Annotated in this window: 18 protein-coding genes, 2 pseudogenes and 3 riboswitches; of the genes and pseudogenes, 14 read left to right on the forward strand and 6 right to left on the reverse strand. The window is 62.1% G+C overall.

The features are described from left to right. Positions 1–23: 23 nt before the first annotated feature. Both AB3G45_RS01350 and AB3G45_RS01355 read right to left on the reverse strand, forming a co-directional pair. Positions 24–2,060 (reverse strand): TonB-dependent siderophore receptor, encoded by a 2,037-nt coding sequence (locus AB3G45_RS01350; RefSeq protein ID WP_367828855.1) that lies wholly within the window; start codon positions 2,058–2,060, stop codon positions 24–26. 84 nt (positions 2,061–2,144) lie between these two features. Beyond that, the gene (locus tag AB3G45_RS01355; RefSeq protein ID WP_367828856.1) at positions 2,145–2,270 is read right to left on the reverse strand and encodes a hypothetical protein; all 126 of its coding nucleotides are present in this window, start codon (positions 2,268–2,270) and stop codon (positions 2,145–2,147) included. 285 nt (positions 2,271–2,555) lie between these two features. Here AB3G45_RS01355 and AB3G45_RS01360 point away from each other — a divergent pair, with 285 nt between their 5' ends. The 8 genes and pseudogenes from AB3G45_RS01360 to AB3G45_RS01395 all read left to right on the forward strand — a co-directional run bounded on the left by AB3G45_RS01360 (position 2,556) and on the right by AB3G45_RS01395 (position 11,036). Continuing rightward, a complete protein-coding gene (locus AB3G45_RS01360) occupies positions 2,556–4,706 on the forward strand; it encodes a TonB-dependent receptor family protein (RefSeq protein ID WP_367828857.1) in 2,151 nt (716 codons plus the stop codon). A 16-nt stretch (positions 4,707–4,722) separates the two neighbouring features. Beyond that, on the forward strand, positions 4,723–5,706 hold the full coding sequence (locus AB3G45_RS01365; RefSeq protein WP_367828858.1) for an ABC transporter substrate-binding protein: 984 nt from the start codon (positions 4,723–4,725) through the stop codon (positions 5,704–5,706). Between the two features lie 4 nt (positions 5,707–5,710). Further along, on the forward strand, positions 5,711–6,520 hold the full coding sequence (locus tag AB3G45_RS01370; protein WP_367828859.1) for an ABC transporter permease: 810 nt from the start codon (positions 5,711–5,713) through the stop codon (positions 6,518–6,520). Continuing rightward, positions 6,517–7,269, forward strand: coding sequence for an ABC transporter ATP-binding protein (locus AB3G45_RS01375; protein ID WP_367828860.1), 753 nt, complete (start codon positions 6,517–6,519; stop codon positions 7,267–7,269). Before AB3G45_RS01370 ends, AB3G45_RS01375 begins: the two co-directional genes overlap by 4 nt. Further along, complete coding sequence (locus AB3G45_RS01380; protein WP_367828861.1) at positions 7,266–8,453, forward strand: NnrS family protein; 1,188 nt, start codon at positions 7,266–7,268, stop codon at positions 8,451–8,453. Before AB3G45_RS01375 ends, AB3G45_RS01380 begins: the two co-directional genes overlap by 4 nt. Before the next feature lie 12 nt (positions 8,454–8,465). Next, a pseudogene (locus AB3G45_RS01385) lies at positions 8,466–8,629 on the forward strand (DUF308 domain-containing protein); the annotation flags it as partial. Positions 8,630–8,766: 137 nt separating this feature from the next. After that, positions 8,767–9,232, forward strand: a pseudogene (locus AB3G45_RS01390) (multidrug ABC transporter ATP-binding protein); the annotation flags it as partial. A gap of 574 nt (positions 9,233–9,806) precedes the next feature. Then, positions 9,807–11,036 (forward strand): aromatic ring-hydroxylating dioxygenase subunit alpha, encoded by a 1,230-nt coding sequence (locus tag AB3G45_RS01395; RefSeq protein WP_367828862.1) that lies wholly within the window; start codon positions 9,807–9,809, stop codon positions 11,034–11,036. Positions 11,037–11,150: 114 nt separating this feature from the next. Here the strand turns inward: AB3G45_RS01395 and AB3G45_RS01400 are convergent, their stop codons facing one another. Both AB3G45_RS01400 and AB3G45_RS01405 read right to left on the reverse strand, forming a co-directional pair. Next, on the reverse strand, positions 11,151–12,038 hold the full coding sequence (locus AB3G45_RS01400) for a LysR family transcriptional regulator (protein ID WP_367828863.1): 888 nt from the start codon (positions 12,036–12,038) through the stop codon (positions 11,151–11,153). Positions 12,039–12,040: 2 nt separating this feature from the next. After that, positions 12,041–12,877, reverse strand: coding sequence for an acyl-CoA thioesterase (locus tag AB3G45_RS01405; protein WP_367828864.1), 837 nt, complete (start codon positions 12,875–12,877; stop codon positions 12,041–12,043). A 98-nt stretch (positions 12,878–12,975) separates the two neighbouring features. Further along, positions 12,976–13,186: riboswitch (cobalamin riboswitch) on the reverse strand. A 317-nt stretch (positions 13,187–13,503) separates the two neighbouring features. Between AB3G45_RS01405 and AB3G45_RS01410 the strand changes: the two genes are divergently transcribed. Genes AB3G45_RS01410 through AB3G45_RS01420 form a run of 3 tightly spaced genes read left to right on the forward strand, consistent with a single transcriptional unit; the run spans position 13,504 to position 16,014 of the window. After that, complete coding sequence (locus tag AB3G45_RS01410; RefSeq protein WP_367828865.1) at positions 13,504–14,487, forward strand: DUF1852 domain-containing protein; 984 nt, start codon at positions 13,504–13,506, stop codon at positions 14,485–14,487. Between the two features lie 28 nt (positions 14,488–14,515). Beyond that, positions 14,516–15,544, forward strand: a complete 1,029-nt coding sequence (locus AB3G45_RS01415; RefSeq protein WP_367828866.1) for a methionine synthase — start codon at positions 14,516–14,518, stop codon at positions 15,542–15,544. Positions 15,545–15,570: 26 nt separating this feature from the next. Next, positions 15,571–16,014, forward strand: coding sequence for a hypothetical protein (locus AB3G45_RS01420; protein ID WP_367828867.1), 444 nt, complete (start codon positions 15,571–15,573; stop codon positions 16,012–16,014). A gap of 9 nt (positions 16,015–16,023) precedes the next feature. Here AB3G45_RS01420 and AB3G45_RS01425 read toward each other — a convergent pair whose 3' ends face one another. Together AB3G45_RS01425 and AB3G45_RS01430 are read right to left on the reverse strand one after the other, a co-directional pair. Next, positions 16,024–17,127: a 2Fe-2S iron-sulfur cluster-binding protein gene (locus AB3G45_RS01425; RefSeq protein ID WP_367828868.1), complete on the reverse strand. Its 1,104-nt coding sequence runs from the start codon at positions 17,125–17,127 to the stop codon at positions 16,024–16,026. A gap of 1 nt (position 17,128) precedes the next feature. Next, the gene (locus tag AB3G45_RS01430; protein WP_367828869.1) at positions 17,129–18,370 is read right to left on the reverse strand and encodes an aromatic ring-hydroxylating dioxygenase subunit alpha; all 1,242 of its coding nucleotides are present in this window, start codon (positions 18,368–18,370) and stop codon (positions 17,129–17,131) included. A 90-nt stretch (positions 18,371–18,460) separates the two neighbouring features. Next, positions 18,461–18,663, reverse strand: a riboswitch (cobalamin riboswitch). A 137-nt stretch (positions 18,664–18,800) separates the two neighbouring features. Further along, a riboswitch (cobalamin riboswitch) is annotated at positions 18,801–19,019 on the forward strand. 241 nt (positions 19,020–19,260) lie between these two features. On the opposite strand from AB3G45_RS01430, the gene nrdH reads away from it, so the two are divergent. Genes nrdH through nrdE form a run of 3 tightly spaced genes read left to right on the forward strand, consistent with a single transcriptional unit; the run spans position 19,261 to position 22,034 of the window. Then, positions 19,261–19,482, forward strand: coding sequence for a glutaredoxin-like protein NrdH (nrdH, locus tag AB3G45_RS01435; protein WP_367828870.1), 222 nt, complete (start codon positions 19,261–19,263; stop codon positions 19,480–19,482). 9 nt (positions 19,483–19,491) lie between these two features. Further along, the gene (nrdI, locus tag AB3G45_RS01440) at positions 19,492–19,890 is read left to right on the forward strand and encodes a class Ib ribonucleoside-diphosphate reductase assembly flavoprotein NrdI (RefSeq protein WP_367828871.1); all 399 of its coding nucleotides are present in this window, start codon (positions 19,492–19,494) and stop codon (positions 19,888–19,890) included. Beyond that, positions 19,887–22,034: a class 1b ribonucleoside-diphosphate reductase subunit alpha gene (nrdE, locus tag AB3G45_RS01445; protein ID WP_367828872.1), complete on the forward strand. Its 2,148-nt coding sequence runs from the start codon at positions 19,887–19,889 to the stop codon at positions 22,032–22,034. The genes nrdI and nrdE overlap by 4 nt, the downstream gene beginning before the upstream one ends. Positions 22,035–22,044: the final 10 nt, after the last annotated feature.

A 22,044-nucleotide genomic window follows, 5' to 3' on the forward strand; every position in this document is an offset into this window, starting at 1 on the left:
CCGCCTGCATCCGGCGGTGGCCCCTACCACCGGTATTTCAGTGTCGCCGTGACGTTGCGGCCTTCCCCGTAGAAGCAGCCCTCCCAGAACGAGCAGGTCGAGATGTACTTCCTGTCGAAGATGTTGCGGGCGCTGACCGTGAGGTTGAGCCCCTCCAGGTCGGGATTCTTCCTGCCGAAATCATAGGTCAGGCTCGCGTCGAAGAGCGTGTAGGACGGCAGCTCGATCTCCCGGCTCGAGCCCCAGACCTTGCCGCGATAGCGTATGCCGACGCCACCACCGAGGCCGGCCGCCGCGCCGTCGTCGATCGTGTAGTTCGCCCAGAGCGACGCCTGATGCTTCGGCGTCAGGAAGAGCGGCATGCCAAGATCGGCATCGTTGCTCTTGGTTATCTCGGAATCGAGATAGGTATAGGCGCCGACGAGATCGAAGCGGTCGGTCATGCTGATCTTCGCCTCGGCCTCGAAGCCGCGCACGCGCGCCTCGCCGGTCTGGATTTGTGCCCAGGGATTGGTCGGCGGCGGGTTGAGGTCGCGCGTCAGGATGTTCTGACGCGTCAGGTCGAAGACGGAGAGCGCGAAGAAGCTCTGGCTGCCGACGGGCTGGTACTTGATGCCGATCTCGTATTGCCGGGCGGTCGTCGGCCTGAAGGGGTCGCCGTTGCCGTCGAGCCCGATTTCCGGGTCGAAGGACGTCGAGTAGCTGACATAGGGTGCAAGGCCGTTGTCGAAGAGATAGCCGAGGCCGACGCGACCGGTGAGGGCGTGGTCCTTCTGCGTCGTGCTCGTTGCCCAGAGGCGGTCGGTGGTGGTGCCCTCGGCCCAGTCGTAGCGGCCATCGAAGGTGAGGCGCCAGTTGTTCCAGGCGACCTGGTCCTGCGCGTAGAGGCCGACCTGCGTCGCCGTCTTAAGCTCCGAGATCGTCGGAACGAGCGATCCGACTGGCGTGCCATAGACCGGGTCGAAGACATCGATCGAAGACAGCGTGGCCGAGGCGAATTTCCAGTCGCTCCTCGATCGGGAGTAATCGAGGCCGAGGATAAGCTTGTGCGCGAGGCTGCCGGTATCGAATTCGCCGATCAGTTGGTTGTCGATGCCAAGCGTGCCGATTGCATTGACGTCGTTCCAGCCGGTCCGGTCGGCGGTGCGCCCGTCCACGACGAACGCGCCGTAGTCGAAGGCCATCAGCGAGGTGTTCTCGGTCTGGTCGACATGGGTGTAGCGCAGATTCTGGCGCACGCTCCAGGTGTCGCTGAAATGATGCTCGAATTCATAGCCGAGCGAATACTGCGTCCGGTCGAAGCTGTCGAAGCCCGGTTCGCCGAGGAAGCGGTCCCGCGGGATTTCTCCGTGGACGCTGTCGAACAGCGTGCCGAAGGCGGGCAGGGGGACCGGGCGGAGCGCGTCCTTATCGCGCTGGAACTGGCCGAAGACGGTGAGCGATGTTTCCGCATCCGGGGACCAGGTGAGCGCCGGGGCAAGGAAGAGGCGGTCGTCGCCCTGGAAGTCCATCTGCCCGTCGGCGCTGCGGGCAAGGCCGGTCAGGCGGTAGCGCAGGACGTCGTCGCCGCCGAGCGGCCTGCTGAAGTCGAAGGCGGTCTGGAGGCGGCGCGGATCGCCGAGGGCGAGCTGGACCTCGCGCAGCGGTTCGTCCGTCGGCCGCTTGACGACCTGGTTGACGATGCCGCCCGGCGCGATCTGGCCGTAGAGGACCGAGGCCGGGCCGCGCACCGTTTCGATGCGTTCGAGACCGTAGGGCTCCACGCCGAGCTGCGCCCCGACGATGTAATCCCGGTACTGCCGCGTCCCGTCGAGGAAGAAGGGAACCTGGAAGCCCCGCATGAAGACGTAGTCCTGCTCGGGATTGAACCCGTAGCTGCCCACGCTGACACCGGGCGTATAGGTGAGCGCGTCTTCCAGGCGTGTCGCGCCTTGCTTCTCGATCTGGTCGCGCGTGACGACGGAGATCGACTGCGGCGTTTCCACCAGGGGCGTGTCGGTCTTGGTGCCGCTCGCCGGAAGAGTTTTTGAATATCCCAGTTCATCGGAAAAGGCCCTCAATCCTCCGGGCGGTGCAGATGGGCAACCGCAGGTCGCCTCCGTCCCGCGCGATCAGGACAATGGCGGAATATCGTCGACGCAGGTTCAAAGCGATTTTTTGCCTTGCAGGTTAATGTCGCTAAACTCTTTCGCCGAACGTCGATTTGCATGCAAGTTCAATGAATTGCCGTCGTTCGGAACCAAACGCCATGCGCCGCCGATTGCAAGCAAGAAACCTTCCTGAAAAACTCATATTATTCGGGCGGATAGGGCTTTCTGCTCCTTGAGCCCATTGTTTCCTGCGTCAAAAAATATCCCAACGGGTGTTGCAGAAGAGCCACGAGCGGCGGTGTCGTTTTCTCTTACGAAGCAAAAGCCACTGGTAGGCGATCACGCTCGCTACCTAAAACATGTCTTTTAAAGTCAAGTTTTATGCTCTTGTTTGCGCTAGCGCAAAGAGCGGGGTTTCCCGGATGTGCAATTCCCATCGCAAGGCAAATGGCGAGCGGGGATATTATGGCGCGCAAGGGTGGACTGGGTTTCGTGACGGCGCTTCTTCTGGCCGGAACGGCGACGGGGGTTTTGGCACAGTCGGCAACGCCCGGCTCGACCACAATTCTGGATGCCATCGTGGTCGATGGCGGCAAGTGGAGCGATACGGTTCAGAAGGCGCGCGAGCGGCTGGCGGCCATTCCCGGCGGCGTCGCAGCCATCGGCGCGGAGGAGCGGGCAGCCAAGGCCATGCCGACGCTTTCTGAAGCGCTTGCATTCGTTCCGGGCGTCGTTGTGCAGCGCTTCTTCGGCGGCAACGACCAGCCGCGCGTGCAGATCCGCGGCTCGGGCCTGCAACAGAACCCGGTCGAGCGCGGCATCCTCGTGCTGAAGGACGGCCTGCCGATCAACCGGGCGGACGGTTCCTATATCGTCGGCCTTGCCAATCCCGGGCAGGCGAGCCTGATCGAGGTCTATCGCGGCTATACCGCCAACCGGCTCGGCGCGAGCGTGCTCGGCGGGGCGATCAACTTCGCCTCCCCGGTGGAGGCGGGAACGAGTATTTCGGTCGAAGGCGGCAGTTTCGGCGCGGCGGAGGTGTCCGCACGAACGGGCTTCGACGACGACCGCTTCGCTGGAAGCTTCTTCGCCGACAGCAGCCGGCGCGACGGTTTCCGGCGGCACAACGAATCCCGCCGCACCAGCATCGGCGGCACGGTCGAGGCGGAGATTTCCGATATCGTCACGACGCGCGCCTTCATCGGCTATACCGATCTCGGCTTCGACGTTTCCGGCCCCCTGACGCTGACCGCGCTCGAGGCGGATCCGACGCACATCTCGCTCGGTCCGCCGACCAGTCTCGGCCCCAATGTAGAACGCGACAGGCCGCGCCGTGAGGCAAGCCAGTACCTCATCGGCTCGCGCACCTCGATCACGCTGGACGACCATCTCTTCGATATCGGCCTCGGCTACACCTATACCGAGGACATGTTCCGCTTCCCCATGTCGAGCGGCGTGCGTCGCACGGAGGGCGGCGACATCACAGGCCTTCTGCGCTACGCTTGGCAGCCGGATGCGGACGCGCTCCTGCCACTCTTCGAGACGACGGCGCAATATTCCATCGGCTCGGCCGAGCGGACCTACAACATCAATCGCGCCGGCGCCGACGGGCCGGCCTTCTCCAGGAACGATCTCGACGCCAAGACCCTGTCGCTCACGGCCGGCCTCAATGTGCCGGTCGGCGATGCGGTGACGCTGTCGCCCTCGCTCTCCTACACCCATGCGACGCGTGGTAACGACGATCTCTGGGGCGCGGCGACCCGGCCATGGCTGGGCTTCACGCCCGGCGGGCCGGTCGTGTCGAGAATACCGGCGGTCGATACGAGTTATGACCGCAGCTATAGCGGCTGGTCGCCGGCGCTGGCCGCAAGCTGGCGGCCCGACGAAAGCAACCTGCTGTTCGCCGCGATCAGCCGCAGCTTCGAGCCACCGACCCATGACGACCTGCTCGGCACCATGGGCGGAACGCCCAACTCTTCGGCGACAGGTTTCTCCACGCCGAACCTCGACGCCCAGACTGCGACCACCGTCGAGATCGGCTGGCGGGGCAGCTACGAGACATGGAACGTCGATGCCGTCGCCTACTATTCATGGGTGGACGACGAGCTTCTCAGCCTGCGTGACAGCAGCGGTTCGCTGCTGGCCGCCTTCAATGCCGACCGGACAATCCATGCCGGGCTGGAGTTCGGCGTCTCCGGCGAGATCCTTCACGCGCTCACGGGCCGGCTTGCCTATACGTTCCAGGACTTCCGCTTCGACGACGATCCGGTGCGCGGCGACAATCGCCTCGCCGGCGCGCCCCGCCATGTCGTGCACCTCGCGCTGCAATATGCGGTGACGGAAGACTGGGATATCGGCGCGGCCCTGCAATGGGTTCCGGCAAAGACGCCCGTCGACAACATGAACACGCTCTACGCCGATCCCTACGCGGTTGTCGATCTTACGACCGAATACCGCATCAACGAGGCTTTCAGCCTCTACGGGGCCGTCACCAATATCTTCGACAAGACCTATGCTTCCTCGACCCTGATCCTCGACCAGGCGAGCCCTGGGCAGGCGGTCTACCTGCCGGGCGACGGTCGAGGCTTCTATGCGGGCATCAAAGCGCGCTTCTGACGAAAGGACTGTTGATATGACCCTTCTCATCCGTCGCGAAGTTCTTGCAGGGCTCTCCGCCCTGACGATCACGACGCTGGCCGCGCCCGCGATCCTCCGGGCCGCCGTGCCGCTGACGCTCTACGGCCCGCCAGCCGCGCCCTCCGCCGTGCTCGCCCATGCGGTCAAGGGCGGCTTCCTCAGGGATATCGCGCCGGGAGCGATCTTCCAAGCTTGGAAGACGCCGGACGAGATGCGCGCCGCCGTCGCCTCCGGCTCGATGGGCGCCGTGGTGATGCCGAGCTATGCGGCGGCCAACCTGCACAACCGGGGCCTCGGCCTCGGGCTTCTCAATGTACTGACCACAGGCCTTCTCTATGTCGTCTCGAAGGACGAGACGCTGAAGACGGTCGCCGGGCTGAAGGGCAGAACGCTCGCCTTGCCGTTCAAGAACGACATGCCGGATTTCGTGATGGCGCGGCTTCTGGCGAAGGCGGGCCTGGGACAGGGCGACGTGGCGCTCGAATATACCGCCTCGCCGCCCGAGGCGGTGCAGCTGCTCCTGACCGGCCGGGTGGATGCCGCCCTCCTCAGCGAGCCGGCGGCGACCGGCGTCATCATCAAGGCGAAGTCGATGTTCATGACCGTTCATCGCGCCATCGACGTCCAGGTCGAATGGCAAGCCGTCGCTGGCACGTCGGAGATCCCGCAGGCCGGGCTCGCGCTGACGGCCGACGTGCAGCAGGCGCTCGGCAAGGCGGGCACCGATGTTCTTCAGAAGGCGATCGAGGCGGCGCTTGCCGATGCCCTCGCCGATCCCGCGGCCGCCTCCGCCGCCGTCGCGGATGCCCTCGGCTTTCCGCCCGACATCATCGCGGCTTCCTTCCCGACCAGCCATCTGAGTGCCATTCCTGCCAGCGCTGCGCGGAAAAACCTCGAAGGCTTTTACGGCGTGCTGGCGGAGGCCAATCCGGCCATTATCGGCGGCAAGTTGCCGGGCGACGGGTTCTATCTGGTATGACGCCATGAGCCACGTTCTCGCCGGCCTCGGCTGGACGGGCCGCTATCTATGGGCCGGCTGGGCGGGCCTTGCCGGCATCTTCTGCTTCCTCAGCGCCTGGCAGGCGGGGCACGAGATCTACGGCTCCTTCATCCTGCCGTCCCCGGCGGAAACAGCCTCGGCCATCGCCGTGCTCGTGACGCGGCCGGATTTTTGGGAAGTCTTGTCCGAGAGCGCCGGCCGGGCGCTTTCGGGCTTCGCGCTCGCCGCGATGATCGGTACAACCACCGGGCTCGTCGCCGGCTATTCCTTCGCCGCCATGCGGCTGATGAAGCCGGTGGTCACGGTCATGCTCGGCGTGCCGCCGATCGGCTGGATCGTATTGGCGCTGATCTGGTTCGGCTCGTCCGGGGGCACGGCCATCCTGACGGTGGTCATCGCCTCCGCGCCGCTCTCCTTCGCGGGCGCGCTGGAAGGGGTCGCCAAGCGCGACCGGCAGCTCGACATCATGGCCCAGTCCTTCGGCGCGTCCTGGGTCTACCGGCTGCGCACGATCACCCTGCCGCATGTGCTCTCCTATCTCTTTCCCGCCTGGACCACGACGGCCGGCAGCGCCTGGAAGGTGACGGTCATGGCCGAGCTCCTTTCCAATTCCGGCGGCATTGGCGGGGAGCTCGCGACGGCGCGGGCGCTGTTCGATATCCCGCTCGTCACGGCCTGGCTCGCCATCACCGTCATCCTCGCGCTCGCCACCGACTACGGCCTGCTGCATGTGGTGCGCGAGGCCGCCGAGCGCTGGCGCAGCGCCGGCCTCCCCTGGGGCGTGAAGCGATGACTGAAAACGCCGCGCTCGCCTTCTCCCGCGTCGGGCACGCCTTTCTCGGACGCAGCCTGTTCGAGGATTTCGACCTTGCCATCGGCAGGGGCGAGGCAGTCGCGCTGCTCGGCCCGTCCGGCAGCGGCAAGACGACCCTCCTGCAGATCGCCGCCGGCATCGTCGAGCCGGTCAAGGGGCGGGTCTCGCGCGGCTATCGCCGTCAGGCGGTGGTGTTCCAGGAACCGCGCCTGCTGCCGTGGATGACGCTGACGGACAATATCGCCTACGGCCTTGCCGCAAGGGGTGAGAAGAAGGTGGGGCGACGCGAGACGGCCGAACGTCTCGCCATTGCCGTCGGCCTTGAGGGGACGGATTTCGCAAAATACCCGGCGGAGCTTTCCGGCGGCATGCGGCAGCGGGCCAACGTGGCGCGGGCGCTCGCCGTCGATCCCGACATGCTGTTCCTCGACGAGCCCTTCAGCGCGACGGATGTCGGTCTGCGCCGCCATTTGCAGGACCTGCTGATCGCCGCCGCCCGGGAAAAGGGCTTTTCCGTGCTGCTGGTCACGCACGATCTGGCCGAGGCCGTGCGCGTGGCGGACCGCATCGTGGTCCTCTCGGGCCGGACCGGGCACATCGCCACCAGCCGCGCGCTCTCCGGCCGGCCAGGCGAGCGCTCCGAGCGGACGATCTTCGAGCAGGTGGAGGCATGGTCGCACGATCCGGTGTTCGGTGAACTCTTCTCGGCGAAGGAGCGGTTGAGATGAGGGTGCGGCCGATCCTTGCCGAAGCGCTTCGGCTGTTCTTCCCGCTTGCCGCCGCCCATGGCGCGATGCTGCCTTTCCTGTGGGTGGTCGCGGGCGGCTATGAGTTGCCTTTTGCCTCGGACATTCCACCCTCGCAATGGCATGCGCATGAGATGATCTTCGGCACCTACGGCATGGCGCTCGCCGGTTTTCTCGGCTCGGCCGTGCCGGAATGGACCGATACGCGCCCGGCGCGCGGCAGGACGCTGCTCTGCCTTGCCACCCTCTGGCTACCGGCGCGCCTGATCGGCGCGGTGGGGGCGGATGTCCTGAGCCCGGTTGCCGCTCTCTTCGACCTTGCTTTCCTGATCGCGCTTTCCGTCCTGATCGGCCGGGCGATGCTGGAGCGCCGCACGACGAAGCATCTCGCCTTCCTGTTCTGGCTGCTCTGCTTTGCCTCGGTGGAAGCGGGCGTGCGCTATTGCTGGTTCATCGGCGACGTCGCGCTCGCCGCCCGCCTCCTGGAAACGGCGCTCTGCATCTTCATCGTGCTGTTTTCCCTTTCCGCCTCGCGCATCAATGTCGTGGTGATCAACCTGGCGCTGGACCCGACCGGCGAGACGAGCCCCTACAGGCCGCATCCCGGACGGCGCCATGCGGCCGCGGCGATGACGGTGCTCTATATGGCTGCGGCCTTGCTTCTCCCCGAAAGCGCCGTCCCGGCCTGGCTGGCGCTGGCAGCGGGAGCCACCTTCCTCGACAGGTTGGCGGAATGGTTTATCGGCCGCCCCGCCTTCAGGACGGAAGTGGCGCTACTGGCCCTCGGCAACGCCTTTGCCGGCGCGGGTTTCCTTGCGCTCGGCGCAACGCGGCTGGACCTCGATCTTCCGCCCGTCGCCGGCCTGCACATGCTGGCGATCGGTGCGCTCGGTTGTGCGGTGATGGCGGTGATGATCATCGCGGGCCTGCGGCATACGGGCCGCGATCTCCTGCACCTGCCATGGCAGGCCCACGGCGCGGCCCTGCTGATGGCCGCGGCTGCCCTCGTTCGCGTCCTGCCGGAATTCGGTTTCCCCTCCGGCCTTGCGCCCCTGCATCACGCCGCCAGCGCCGTGCTCTGGGCGGCGAGCTTCGGCATCTGGCTGCACGGCTTCCTGCCGATGCTGGCCGCGCCAAGCCTTGCAGAGAAAAGGGGCTGTCACTAGCGCTCGTGGAGCCGCTGGAAGACAAATGGCGGGCAGTGGGCACTGATCCTCAGTGGCGGGCAGTCGGCGGTCGCAGGAACTTTCTTCATTCTCCAGGCCCGCATGCCGCAGGCTCCGTCGATAGCAAATATCGCGGGCTATGCGGCCTGGGTGCCTTCTATTTCCTCGTCTCGGCCGCATGGTTGTACGTAGGCGACTTGCGGCTCAAAAAAAGAATTGCAATCGTCGAGGACTGGCTGATGGGCGCTGTTGGCTCGCTCTATGAGGAACTGGAGCCCGGTGCGGTGCACCACACCGCTCGGGCAACGGTGTCTATCTGTCCATGCGCTTCGTGCAGGTGGTGGTGATACTGGCCGGCGCCTGGTTCGTCGTGCATGGCGGGCTTTCCGCCGGTGGCTTCGTCGGCTTCCTGCTGCTGGTCAACGTGTTCTTCCGGCCCATCGACAAGATCAACTCGATCATTAAGGCCTATCCGAAGGGTATTGCCGGCTTCACGCGTTATACGAAGTATCCTCGATACCGAACCCGATATCATGGACCGGATGGATGCGAAGGATGCCGGCCGTCTTCGCGGTGATATCGAGTACCGCGACGTCGGCTGCGGCTCCAGCGCCGGCAAGACAACGATCTGCTCGCTTCTGCCGTGTTTCTACGAGATCACCGCAGGCGTGATCGCCGTCGATGGCATCGACATCAGGGACATGACGCTGCGTTTGCTGCGCTCCAGCCTCGGCATCGTGCAGCAGGATGTCTTCCTGTATCTGCTGGATGGCGGGTCTCGGTTTGATTCCTTTCAAGAGCCTTCTCTCACCTTATGCGACCGATAATCGTGACGAGCGCCGGCCGCTAATGTTGCGGGACAGGGTCTGGTGGCTCGTCCAGGCTTTGGCGGTATTCTTGCCGTATCACGCTATGGGCGCGCTTCGAGGAAAATCGAAGTTGCAACCCTCGCCCGCCTGCAGGACGTGATCGCGATAAGGCATGTCACGGCCGCGCGGCGCATTTTCGATCCCCTGATCGGTCCGCTGCACCTCCAGCTCCTCAATGACGCATTCAGAAATTCCGGCCGACGCCCGTTAGCGTATCGGTCTCTTGGAATCGGCGTCCGTCGCTTGATAGGTGTCGAGCACCCCAATGATCTAGCAGTGGATTTGGCTTTGGTGCTTGACCACGGGTAGTTCGTCGTCGGCTCATACGCGCAAGTCGCGCATCTCCGTTTGCGACATGACCCCAACAAAGCAGAGCATTCTTGTAATCGAGTATGTCAATTAACTGAGGCGTTTCCACAATATTGCCGGGAGCCCGGTCATGTCAGTAAACTATTGGAGAAAAAGCGTTGTAGGGGCATACACAATGGTAAGTCGCACTGAGGCTGTAATCGAGGAATCTACTGACAATATTGATCGGCTGCTCTCAGAGCATCGGCGGGGCCATGGGCTTGCCCGGCCTTTCTATTATGACGAGGCGATCTACCAGCGCGACATGGAGCGGGTCTTCCGCCGGCATTGGCACTGCGTCGCCCATGAGAGCGTGATCCCCAACGCCAACGATTTCGAGGTTTTCCGTATCGATACCGAGCAGGTGATCGTCACCCGCGCGGCCGATGGCTCGATCCACGCCATTCTTAATGTCTGTCGCCATCGCGGCGCGGAGGTCTGCACCAAGCAGAAGGGCAATGCACGTGTTTTCGTCTGTCCCTATCATGCATGGACTTATGGCAATGATGGCAGTCTGCGCGCCGCGCGCCTGATGCCGAAGGATTTCCAGCGCGAAGATCATGGCCTGAGGACACTGCATGTGCGTGTTGTCGAGGGCCTGATCTTCATCTGCTTCGCCGACCAGCCGCTGGATTTTTCCGAGGTCGAGAACCTGCTGCATGCGACCTGCGGGCAATATGGCTGGGCCGGCGCGAAGGTCGCGCATCGTGAGACCTATCCTGTTTCGGCAAACTGGAAGCTGGCAGTCGAAAACTACGTGGAGTGCTACCACTGCGGCCCGGCGCATCCGGAATACTCGCAGACCCACGCGCTGGAAAAACCGCTGCATATGATCGAGGCGATGAACGATGCCATGGAAGCGCGGACCTGCGCCCTCGGTATCGAGGTCGGTTCCGGCAACCATTGGCAGACCTCGCGAGAGGGCCGAGAGGCGATCCACGCCTTCCGCTACGCGCTCTACGAGGGCGTCGAGAGCGGCAGCGAGGATGGGAAGACCGTCGCGCCGTTGATGGGGCGCTTTACCGATTTCGATGGTGGCGTGACCTCTATTCACCTCGGCGGCACGACCTTCCTTGTCTGCTATCCCGACCATGGCATGATCTACCGCTTCATCCCGAAGACAGCGGAAACCTGCGAGATGGAACTGATTTGGCTTGTCGATGGCAAGGCCGAGGAGGGAAGGGATTACGACCTTGAAAGGCTGACCTGGCTTTGGAAGGTCACAACCGCGGAGGATAAGGCGATCATCGAACACACGGCACGCGGCGTGCGATCTCACTATTTTGTGCCCGGTCCAATCGCGCCGATGGAGCATAACGAACTGCGTTACATCGCCTGGTATCTCGACGAGATCAGCCGGGCGTAGACGGATGGTTCAAGCGATGGGATATGCCGTGTGGTTTTCGTTTCGCCCGTAATCCATTTTGCCAATTGAAATCGGTACGCTTCTAACAGCATTGCCAACAAAGACACCGTCGCGTCAGGCTGATGTCTGGCGCGAAGTCGCGAGAAACCCGGCGATGAAATCGACAGTGTCGTCGCCATCTCTTAATCCGAGGTGGATGCTTTTCTGGATACCGCTCCGACCCATCCGGACGGGACGAACACCGAGTGCGGCAGCTTCTCGACGCACCAGCCAGTCGGGAATGGCGCTGACCCCTCGGCCTGCCGCCACGAGCTGAAGCATCATTTCCGTCGTCTCGACATTTCGATGATGGCGTGGTCGGCAATTGGCAGGCACCAGAAATTGCGTGAACACATCCAGCCGCTCCGGCGGTACCGGATAAGTGAACAGCGTCTCATCCAGCAGATCCACAGGTTCGGCATGGCGTTTCAGCGCCAGGGAATGATCGGCCGGAACGGCAAGTACCAGCTCATAGTCGAACACCGGAAGATAGTGAATGCCGGGCGTCTCGATCGGATCCGGCGTGATCAGGATATCGATTTCGTATGCCATAAGTGCCGCCACGCCGCCGAAGGCAAATGATGTCTTCAGTTCCAGGCCCACATCCGGCCATTCCATGAGATAGGGCTTTGTAACACCCATAAGCCACTGGTGGCACGGATGGCACTCCATGCCGATCTTGAGCGAGCCTCGCTGGCCGTGACGGTAGTCCGACAGGACATCCTCTGCCCTTTCGATCTGAGGCAGAACGCGCTGCGCCAGCGTGACGATGTAGCGGCCGGCCTCGGTGAGACGAAGGTTGCGGCCGTCCTTTTCCCACATTGCCACGCCGTAGCGCTCTTCCAGCTTGCGGATCGTGTGGCTGAGAGCGGACTGGGAGACGTTCAGCCGCTCCGCCGCAGCCGTCAGGCTGCCCAAGCGGTCGACCTCACGCAGGATCGACAGATGTTGCCTGTCCAACATGATTATGCCCGCCTCTGGCTAACGTGAAGTGCATCCGCTCCGACCATATCGCGAACCGGGATCGGCCGATGGTCCCTGTCGACTGCCACCATGGTGAAGCATCCGGTGGCCGTGACGTGTCTCTCGCGCGTCAGAAGGTTTTCGGACCGAAGTTTTGTCTCGATCGACATGGAACTGCGTCCCACGCGCTCGACGCGTGCCTCGGCCTCGACAATCTCGCCGATCTTGATTGCCCGTGCGAAGTCGATACGCTCCGATGAGGCGAGGACCACCAACTTGCCGGAGTAGCGCGACGCTGCGACGAACGCCGCTTTGGTCATGCAGGCGATCGCTTCGCCCCCGAACATTCGGCCGATGCTGTTGGCCTGATCCGGAAAGACGATGTCGACCATGGCAACGGTATCGCTCATGCCCGACGTTTCCTTGGAAAGCAGTTCGGGCAACGCGTAATGTGCGGCTTCCTCGCCCTCTGGTATGGAAACCATATGGAAGATGCCGCGCGTACAGGCGTGTCGTTGCCGACCGACTATGGTCTCCGCCGCCATCTCGACCTCGACCGTCAGCGAACGGCGTCCAGCCTTGACCGGTCTGGCCGTGAATTCAACGATGTGCCCGATGCGTGCGGATTGCCTGACGTCGACGCGCTCGCAAGAGGCGGTCACGAAGGGCGCTCGCGCGAACCGGGTTGCCGCGATGAAGGCTACGCGATCCATCCGTGCAAGCCCGGCTCCGCCGAACAGAGTGCCGTGACGGTTGGTGTCTCCGGGAAAGACGATATCGATGAGACTGGTTATCGAGCCGTGCTCGGCAGACTGGACTATGGTCGTGATCGCTGTCATCTGCACCGCCATCAGGTTGCGGCCGGGCAACGGCATGACGCAGAGACGACGGCACGGGAGTGCTCATCGCGAAAGCGGCACTCCGGGACACCCCGCCCGTGGACGTTATCTATCGCGGCAGGTCTCCTGGCTTGCGGGTCATTGCTTTCGTCCGTCTTCCCGAGGCAGGCCTCAGTGACATGGATGGACGTTCGCTCGCCGCTTACAGTTGCGGGGGCAGCCTCGGCTTCAGGCTTTGATCAAAGCCCTCACCGGATTCCCTCTTAGCTCCGGACTTCCATCCGCAGAACCACGATGACGAACCAATGTCGCATGTCGCCCGAGCGGTCAAGGCGTTTACCACGGAGACATGGCCGATGTGCAAGGTTCGCTGCCCCCGCGCCTACATCGTCATCTCCGCATTTTTGTCTCTGGCTTCGACCTCAAATCATGAGCACGGCTCATGCTTGCGTGAGATAATACCATTTTTTCTCGATCGATCTCTCAGCCATAAACCGCACACCACTCGTATGTCTGGACGGCGTGAACGCTGCCGACTGCGAATATGTACAATAATGTCCGGTGTGCCCTGAAATTTACGTCAATAATTTCAGGTTTTATCTCGGGAAGCAGGGTGCGTCGTTGCGATGAATAGTGATTTCGATTTTAAGATCAAGGCAGTTCAATTTGATGAGGAATATCACCCCTCAGAAAATACGCGCATTACGACCAATTTTGCTAATTTGGCTAGAGGGGAGAGCCGCCGAGAGAACCTGCACAATGCCCTGAGGATGATTGACAACCGTTTCAACGCCCTGGCGCATTGGGATAACCCCAAAGGCGATCGTTACTCTGTCGAGCTCGAAATCATTTCCGTCGAGATGAATATTGGTGCCGGGGCCAATAGTGATACCTTTCCGCTCATTGAAATATTGAAAACAACTGTCGTTGATCATAAAATGAACGAACGTGTTGACGGCATCGTGGGCAATAATTTCTCCTCTTATGTGCGTGACTACGACTTCAGCGTGTTGTTGCCAGAGCATAACAAAAATCGACCTTGGTTCAGCACGCCGGATAATTTTGGCGATCTGCATGGAAACTTGTTCAAGTGTTTCCTGAACTCAAATGCTTACAAAGAGCATTTCAACAAGCCGCCAGTCATATGCCTAAGCGCATCAAGCAGCAAAACCTATCATCGGGCGGAAAATCGTCATCCTGTATTGGGCGTCGAATACACACAGAATGAATTCTCCTCGACCGACGAATATTTTGGGAAAATGGGATTGCAGGTTCGATTTTTCATGCCGCCGAATAGCGTTGCGCCTTTGGCATTTTATTTTCTCGGCGATCTGCTCGATGACTATACCAATCTTGAGCTCATCAGCACCATCAGCACGATGGAGACCTTTCAGAAGATCTATCGACCCGAGATTTACAACGCCAATTCCGCGGCGGGTGCCTGCTATCAGCCGAATCTGAAGCACCAGGACTACTCCCTGACCCGGATTGTCTACGATCGAGAAGAACGGAGCCGGCTGGCGATTGAGCAGGGGAAGTTCGCCGAGGAGCACTTCATCAAACCGTACGGGGCCATTCTTGAGCAATGGTCTGCCAATCACGCCCGCTGACGAACTCATAAACATAAGGTCGCACAACATGAAAAGACTGTTGCCCACGTCAACCGCCGGGAGCCTGCCCAAACCCTCGTGGCTTGCAGAGCCCGAGAAACTCTGGTCGCCCTGGAAGTTGCAGGATAAGGAACTGATCGAGGGCAAACGGGACGCCTTGCGTTTGTCGTTGGATGATCAGCGACAGGCGGGCATCGATATCGTCAGCGATGGCGAGCAAACGCGCCAACATTTCGTCACGACATTCATCGAGCACCTCGGCGGGGTTGATTTTGAAAAACGCGAGACCGTCAGAATCCGGGATCGCTATGATGCGAGTGTCCCCACAGTCGTGGGCGCCGTGTCTCGCCAGAAGCCGGTTTTCGTCGAAGACGCCAAATTTCTACGTCAGCAGACGAAGCAGCCTATCAAATGGGCTCTGCCGGGTCCCATGACGATGATCGATACGCTCTTTGACAACCACTATAAGAGCCGTGAAAAGCTGGCCTGGGAATTTGCCAGGATCCTCAATGAGGAGGCGAGGGAGCTGGAAGCTGCCGGCGTCGATATCATCCAGTTCGACGAGCCCGCATTCAACGTCTTCTTTGATGACGTGAATGACTGGGGCGTCGCCACACTGGAGAAAGCAATCGAGGGCCTCAAATGCGAGACCGCTGTCCATATCTGCTATGGATACGGTATCAAGGCCAATACGGATTGGAAAAAGACCCTGGGGTCGGAGTGGCGGCAATATGAGGAATCGTTCCCCAAGCTGCAGAAATCCAGTATCGGTATGATCTCCCTCGAATGCCACAACTCTCATGTTCCGATGGATCTCATCGAGCTTGTTCGAGGCAAGAAGGTGATGGTCGGGGCCATCGACGTGGCGAGTAATACCATTGAAACCCCGGAGGAAGTGGCCGCGACCCTGCGAAAGGCGCTTCAGTTTGTCGATGCGGACAAACTTTGCCCTTGCACGAACTGCGGGATGGCGCCCCTGTCTCGCCGTGTAGCAAGAGGCAAGCTGAATGCTTTGGCTGCAGGCGCGGAAATCGTCCGAAAAGAACTCTCGGCCTAGCGCTGGCTGAGGAGCAGGAGGCCGACATGAACATGGTGAAGCACGGCTTCGATATCGTGGACAAGGCCACGTTGCGCAACGGCATGTCTCCCCTCTGCTCTGCGGTCAACGTCGTCACCACTAGATACAGCGGGAAGCGCTACGGCTTTACGGCCTCAGCGGTCCGCGCGTCAGCGACAGGCCGGCGACATGTGGGATACATACCGGTCCCGCATCTCGCCGCGCGCCGGATTGCCTCGAAGGGCACACTCGAAGCCCGCTTCGGCCGGCTGGCCGAGGGGGCGGGCGTGACGGATGTGCTCGTGATCGGCGGTGGCGTCAATCCGCCCGCCGGGCCGTTCACGTCTTCGATGGACCTGCTGGAGACCGGCGTTCTCGCCCGATACGGGATCACCGATCTCGCAATCGCCGGACATCCCGAAATCATCAGCGGATGGCGTCACGACGACGCCCTTGCCGCCGCCATATAGGAACTCCTCCTACGCCTCGATCGAGACATCCCCGATCGGCCGCGAGCAGCAGGCGAGGATGTAGCCCTCCTCGATTTCGTCATCGAGGATGCCGCCATTGTGGCGCATCTCTACCTCGCCCGAAATCTTCAGCACACGGCAGGTGCCGCAGAGGCCGCCCTCGCAGGCCGCGCCGATGCGCACGCCCACTGCGCGGGCCGTCTGCAGGATGGTCTGGCCGGGCAGGCATTTAGCGTCCTTGCCGGCCATGGTAAAGGTGACGGTGGAAACGGCGTTGGCGTCGGTCTCCTGCTCGCCGGCGCCGGCGCGAATGGCGATCTCCTCCGGCGCGGGCGCTGCGGCCGGCTGGAAGCTTTCCTCGTGATAGCGGTCCATGTCGAAGCCGCAGACCTTCAGCATGTCGCGCACGCCGCGCATGAAAGGTTCCGGGCCGCAGCAGAAGACGGTGCGCTCGCGGAAGTCGGGCGCGAGCAGCGAGAGGCGGGCGGCGTCGATGCGGCCGGTGAGGCCATGCCAGCCGTCGCGCGGATTGTGCCCCTCCACGACGAAGCCGAGCGCCAGGTTCGGCATCTGGGCGGCAAGGCATTCGAGTTCCGGCTTGAACAGGAGGTCCTCCGGCTTGCGGGCGCAGGTGACGAAGGCGACATGCGATTGCGGCGCGCAGTCCGCCATCCAGCGTGTCATCGACATCATCGGCGTGACGCCGGACCCTGCCGAGACGAACAGGTATTTTTCCGCCGGATAGCGCACTAAGGAGAAGTCGCCGAGCGGGCCGAAGGCCTTCAGCTTCATGCCGGGGCGCAGGTTGTCGAACATCCAGCGGGTGCCGATCGAATTCCTCTGCGCTTTCACCGTCACGGCCACGGAGAACGGCCGCGACGGCGTCGAGGACAGCGTGTAGGTGCGCATGACCGGTTCCTCTTCCGAGACCAGCAGTTCCAGCGTGACGAACTGGCCCGGCAAATAGCGGAACCAGTTCTTGTGGTCGGAACTGAAGGTGAAGGTCATCACGTCGGCCGTTTCCACGGTGGCGGCGATGCATTCGAGTAGGTTATGGCGGTCATGCCACGGATGAAGCTCATCGAAGTGACGGAACGGGGCAATTGTCGTCATATCACGCCACTCGGGACATCGGTTTCTTGTTGCCCAGGCGATCGATCATGAAGTTCGAATACCATTCGACAAACTGCATGACGCCGCCTTCGTCCTCCGGTGAATAGGGGCCGGGCCGGTAGGCCGGTGAGCGGATGCCGAAGGCGTTTTCCTCGACGATCCGGCGGTCTTGATCGTTGGTCTCGGTCCAGACATGGGTGAGTTCGTCGAGACGGTAGTCGATGCCCTCGACGGCATCCTTGTTGACCAGCCATTTCGTCGTGACCTGCGTCAATTCGGGGCCGAGCGGCAGCACGCGGAAGGTGATGGCGTGGTCGGCCAGCACATGGTTCCACGTCGTCGGATAGTGGAAGAGCAGCAGCGTGCCGATATGGTTTTCCAGGACGTCGTTGGAGAGCGGACGTGCGACGGCGCGGGCACCCGACATGGTGTAGCTCTCGGCCTCCTGGATGAGCGGCATGCGCGCGGCGCGAAACTGCCCGGTCGGCGACATGCGGAACTCGCTCGGCAGGCCGGATGCCTCGCACTTCGCCCAGTGCTCGGCGATGACCGGATCGTCCTTGGCCCCCTGCACGCCCGTGGCGCTCGGCGCTTCCGGATAGGTGCGGCAGAGTTCGGGATGGTTGGCGGCGCAGTGATAGCACTCGCGGTTGTTTTCCCAGACGAGCTTCCAGTTGCCCTTCTCGACGATCGTGCTTTCGAAGGCGACCTTGGTCTCGCCGAGGCGGTGGCGGGCGAGATAGGGCTCGACCATGCCACGGAAGGCGGAGAAATCCGGGGCCTCGTCGGCAAGGCAGATGAAGATGTACCCGCCGACGGTCTCGCAGTGGATTTGCTTCAGGCTGTGCTGCGTCCTGTCGAAATCCTCGGCCATGTGGCGGGCGAAGAGCAGCGAGCCGTCGAGTTCGTAGGTCCACTGGTGGTAGGGACAGACAAGCTTGGCCGACGAGCCCTTGTGCTGCGTGCAGACGCGCGAGCCGCGGTGGCGGCAGGAATTATGCAGCGCCCGGACCGTACCGGAGCGGTCGCGGGTGACGACCACGGGATAATCGCCGATCTGCACGGTGAAATAGTTGCCCGCCCTCGGGATCTCGCAGTCATGGCCGATGAACAGCCAGTCACGATACCAGATCGTCTCGAGGTCGAGCCTGTAGTGGTCGGGGTCGATGTAGAAGGCCTGTTCGAGGCTGTGGCCTTCACGCCGGTTCCTGAGTTTGTGGAGAACGTCGCTGCGAATGTCCATTGTCCTGATCCCAAAGGGACTGTTGGATGGAATCGCGCTCCGGCATGCCCGTATCGGGCATGCCGTCGCCCGATCGCCCACCGCAATCAGTCGTTTCATGTCATCTCGGGCTGGTTTCCGGACTTCAGAGCCGTCCCTTAGGACCATCGACGCCTTCCCAGGTGGACAAACCCAGTGGCATTCGTCGACGTTGCGCTCTGCTACCGTTGCGGGGGCAGCGCCGGACTTTCACCGGCTTCCCAATTATCCGCATTGCGACCGAGCAATGCGGCACCCAAGACAAGGAGAACATACTTCACTCTCGAAGGATTTTGGCGATCCCTAACGACATTCGCCGCGTCGCATTTCGAACAGTGCGCCTCATTTCCCCTGGCTGTGGGGAAGCCGTTGATAATCGATCATAGCCATTGACGCATTTCTTGGCTCGTCTACTATATCTTGTGTTCGAGGTTCCTTCGATTCGAAAATGTCGAAGGCTAAGACGGGAATCCGGGGCGACCATGATGGTCGTGAATATCCGGAGCTGCCCCCGCAACTGTAAGCGGCGAGCATTCGTTCGACAGAGCCACTGGGGCGCAAATGCCTTGGGAAGGCGGACGGATGCCGCGACCCGCAAGCCAGGAGACCTGCCTCGCACATGAACGTCCACGGGCGGGGTGTCCGGCAGGCGAGCGTTGGGTTGCGGAATGATGCCGCCCCGCCGTCTCCCTTGATGCCCCGCGAAAATGTCTCGGGGTGAAGTCATGTCGATCCTGTTTCCAGTTCCTGCGCGCGAGTAACGGCGCCCGGCCGTCGCCACGGCGGTCGTCCATCTATTTCAGCTCATCGAACGGTTGTCGGCGGATGACCGAGCGATCTCCCATGCCCGATTGCCCGATCACGAGGAAGCCATGTCCATCACCGTCTATTCCAAGCCCGCCTGCGTCCAGTGCACCGCGACTACCCGCGCACTTGATCGTCAGGGCATCGACTACAGCGTCGTCGACATTTCCGAGGATGCCGATGCGTTCGCGCTCGTCCAAGGCCTCGGCTATCGCCAGGTTCCCGTCGTCATTGCCGGCGAGCAGCATTGGGCGGGCTTCCGTCCGGATATGATCAGTGCGCTCGCCTGAGCCGGCGCAATGGCGGGACTCGTCTACTTTTCCAGCCGGTCGGAAAACACCCACCGCTTCGTGGAGAGGCTCGGCGTCGAGGCCCAGCGCCTGCCCGTCGATGCCACCGAGGAGCCGCCGGAGGTCGAAGAGCCCTTCGTGCTGGTTTCGCCGACCTATGGCGGAGGCGGTGAGAAGGGAGCGGTGCCGAAACCGGTCATCCGCTTCCTCAACAACCCGCGCAACCGAAACCTGATCCGCGGCGTGATCGCGGCGGGCAACACAAATTTCGGCACCGGATATGCCGTCGCGGGCACCATCATCGCCGCGAAATGCGCCGTGCCGTTCCTCTATCGCTTCGAATTGCTCGGGACGGATGAGGATGTCGACAACGTCAGACAGGGACTGGAACGATTTTGGACACGATGACGATCGAGAAGCCGGCCAAGACGCCGGAAATCACGGCGCTGGACTATCATGCGCTGAATGCCATGCTGAACCTCTACGACGAGGATGGAAAAATCCAGCTCGACAAGGACCGGCAGGCGGCCAAGCAATATTTCCTCCAGCACGTCAACCAGAACACCGTGTTCTTCCACAACCTCAGGGAAAAACTCGATTACCTGGTGACGGAGGGCTATTATGAGCAGGACGTGCTCGACCAGTATGCCTTCAATTTCGTGCGCGATCTCTTCGATCACGCCTACGGGAAAAAATTCCGCTTCCCGACCTTCCTCGGCGCCTTCAAATATTACACGTCCTATACGCTGAAGACCTTCGACGGGAAACGCTATCTGGAGCGCTACGAGGACCGCGTCTGCATGGTGGCGCTGACGCTGGCGCGCGGCGACGAGGCGCTTGCCCGCGATCTTGTGGATGAAATCATCTCCGGCCGCTTCCAGCCGGCGACGCCGACCTTCCTCAATGCCGGCAAGAAGCAGCGCGGCGAGCTCGTCTCCTGCTTCCTTCTGCGCGTGGAGGACAACATGGAGAGCATCGGCCGCTCCATCAATTCGGCGCTCCAGCTTTCCAAGCGCGGCGGCGGCGTCGCGCTGTCGCTGACCAATCTTCGCGAGATGGGCGCGCCGATCAAGCAGATCGAGAACCAGTCCTCCGGCGTCATCCCGGTGATGAAGCTCCTGGAAGATTCGTTCTCGTATGCCAACCAGCTCGGCGCGCGGCAGGGGGCCGGCGCGGTCTATCTCCACGCCCACCACCCGGACATCATGCGCTTCCTCGACACCAAGCGCGAGAATGCGGATGAGAAGATCCGCATCAAGACGCTGTCGCTCGGCGTCGTGATCCCGGACATCACCTTCGAGCTCGCCAGGAACAACGAGGACATGTACCTCTTCTCGCCCCACGACGTGGAACGCGTCTACGGCGTGCCCTTCACCGAGATCTCGGTGACGGAGAAGTACCGCGAGATGGTCGAGGACGGCCGCATCCGCAAGAAGAAGATCAAGGCGCGCGACTTCTTCCAGATCATCGCCGAGATCCAGTTCGAGTCGGGCTATCCCTACCTCATGTTCGAGGACACGGTGAATCGGGCGAACCCGATCGCCGGCCGCATCACCATGAGCAATCTGTGCTCGGAAATCCTGCAGGTGAGCGAGGCGAGCGCGTTCAACGACGACCTCTCCTATGCGAAGATGGGCAAGGACATCTCCTGCAATCTCGGCTCGCTCAACATCGCGGCCGCGATGGACTCACCGGATTTCGGCCAGACGATCGAGACCGCGATTCGCGCGCTGACGGCCGTCTCGGAGATGAGCCACATCTCCTCGGTCCCCTCCGTCGAAAAGGGCAACGACGACAGCCACGCCATCGGCCTCGGCCAGATGAACCTGCATGGCTATCTCGCCCGCGAGCGCATCTTCTACGGTTCGGAAGAAGGCATCGACTTCACCAACATCTATTTCTACACGGTGACCTATCACGCGGTCCGCGCCTCGAACCGGCTGGCGGTCGAGAAGGGCGTGAGCTTCAAGGGTTTCGAGAACTCGCAATACGCCTCGGGCGAGTATTTCGACAGATATACGGAAGCCGAATGGCGGCCGGCGACGGAGAAGGTGCGCGGTATCTTCGAAGAGGCCGGCATCCATATCCCGACACAGGAGGACTGGCAGGCGCTGAAGAAAGCCGTCATGGACGGCGGCCTCTACAACCAGAACCTCCAGGCCGTGCCGCCGACCGGGTCGATCTCCTACATCAACCACTCGACCTCCTCGATCCACCCGATCGTCTCGAAGATCGAGATCCGAAAGGAAGGCAAGATCGGCCGCGTCTACTATCCGGCCGCTTATCTGACCAACGACAATCTCGACTATTACCAGGATGCCTACGAGATCGGCCCGGAGAAGATCATCGACACCTACGCGGCGGCGACGCAGCATGTCGACCAGGGCCTGTCGCTGACGCTGTTCTTCCGTGACACGGCGACGACGCGCGACATCAACCGGGCGCAGATCTACGCCTGGAAGAAGGGCATCAAGACTATCTACTACATCCGCCTTCGCCAGATGGCGCTGTCCGGCACGGAAGTGCAGGGCTGTGTCTCCTGCGCCCTCTGATATCCGGTGA

Origin of the sequence: Shinella sp. S4-D37 (assembly GCF_040812195.1) — a bacterium.
GTDB lineage: Bacteria > Pseudomonadota > Alphaproteobacteria > Rhizobiales > Rhizobiaceae > Shinella.

Coding starts and splice junctions, on each gene's coding strand:
- AB3G45_RS01360 (WP_367828857.1), top strand. CDS start 2,556: ATGGCGCGCAAGGGTGGACTGGGTTTCGTGACGGCGCTTCTTCTGGCC.
- AB3G45_RS01365 (WP_367828858.1), top strand. CDS start 4,723: ATGACCCTTCTCATCCGTCGCGAAGTTCTTGCAGGGCTCTCCGCCCTG.
- AB3G45_RS01370 (WP_367828859.1), top strand. CDS start 5,711: ATGAGCCACGTTCTCGCCGGCCTCGGCTGGACGGGCCGCTATCTATGG.
- AB3G45_RS01375 (WP_367828860.1), top strand. CDS start 6,517: ATGACTGAAAACGCCGCGCTCGCCTTCTCCCGCGTCGGGCACGCCTTT.
- AB3G45_RS01380 (WP_367828861.1), top strand. CDS start 7,266: ATGAGGGTGCGGCCGATCCTTGCCGAAGCGCTTCGGCTGTTCTTCCCG.
- AB3G45_RS01395 (WP_367828862.1), top strand. CDS start 9,807: ATGGTAAGTCGCACTGAGGCTGTAATCGAGGAATCTACTGACAATATT.
- AB3G45_RS01400 (WP_367828863.1), bottom strand. CDS start 12,038: ATGTTGGACAGGCAACATCTGTCGATCCTGCGTGAGGTCGACCGCTTG.
- AB3G45_RS01405 (WP_367828864.1), bottom strand. CDS start 12,877: ATGACAGCGATCACGACCATAGTCCAGTCTGCCGAGCACGGCTCGATA.
- AB3G45_RS01410 (WP_367828865.1), top strand. CDS start 13,504: ATGAATAGTGATTTCGATTTTAAGATCAAGGCAGTTCAATTTGATGAG.
- AB3G45_RS01415 (WP_367828866.1), top strand. CDS start 14,516: ATGAAAAGACTGTTGCCCACGTCAACCGCCGGGAGCCTGCCCAAACCC.
- AB3G45_RS01420 (WP_367828867.1), top strand. CDS start 15,571: ATGAACATGGTGAAGCACGGCTTCGATATCGTGGACAAGGCCACGTTG.
- AB3G45_RS01425 (WP_367828868.1), bottom strand. CDS start 17,127: ATGACGACAATTGCCCCGTTCCGTCACTTCGATGAGCTTCATCCGTGG.
- AB3G45_RS01430 (WP_367828869.1), bottom strand. CDS start 18,370: ATGGACATTCGCAGCGACGTTCTCCACAAACTCAGGAACCGGCGTGAA.
- nrdH (WP_367828870.1), top strand. CDS start 19,261: ATGTCCATCACCGTCTATTCCAAGCCCGCCTGCGTCCAGTGCACCGCG.
- nrdI (WP_367828871.1), top strand. CDS start 19,492: ATGGCGGGACTCGTCTACTTTTCCAGCCGGTCGGAAAACACCCACCGC.
- nrdE (WP_367828872.1), top strand. CDS start 19,887: ATGACGATCGAGAAGCCGGCCAAGACGCCGGAAATCACGGCGCTGGAC.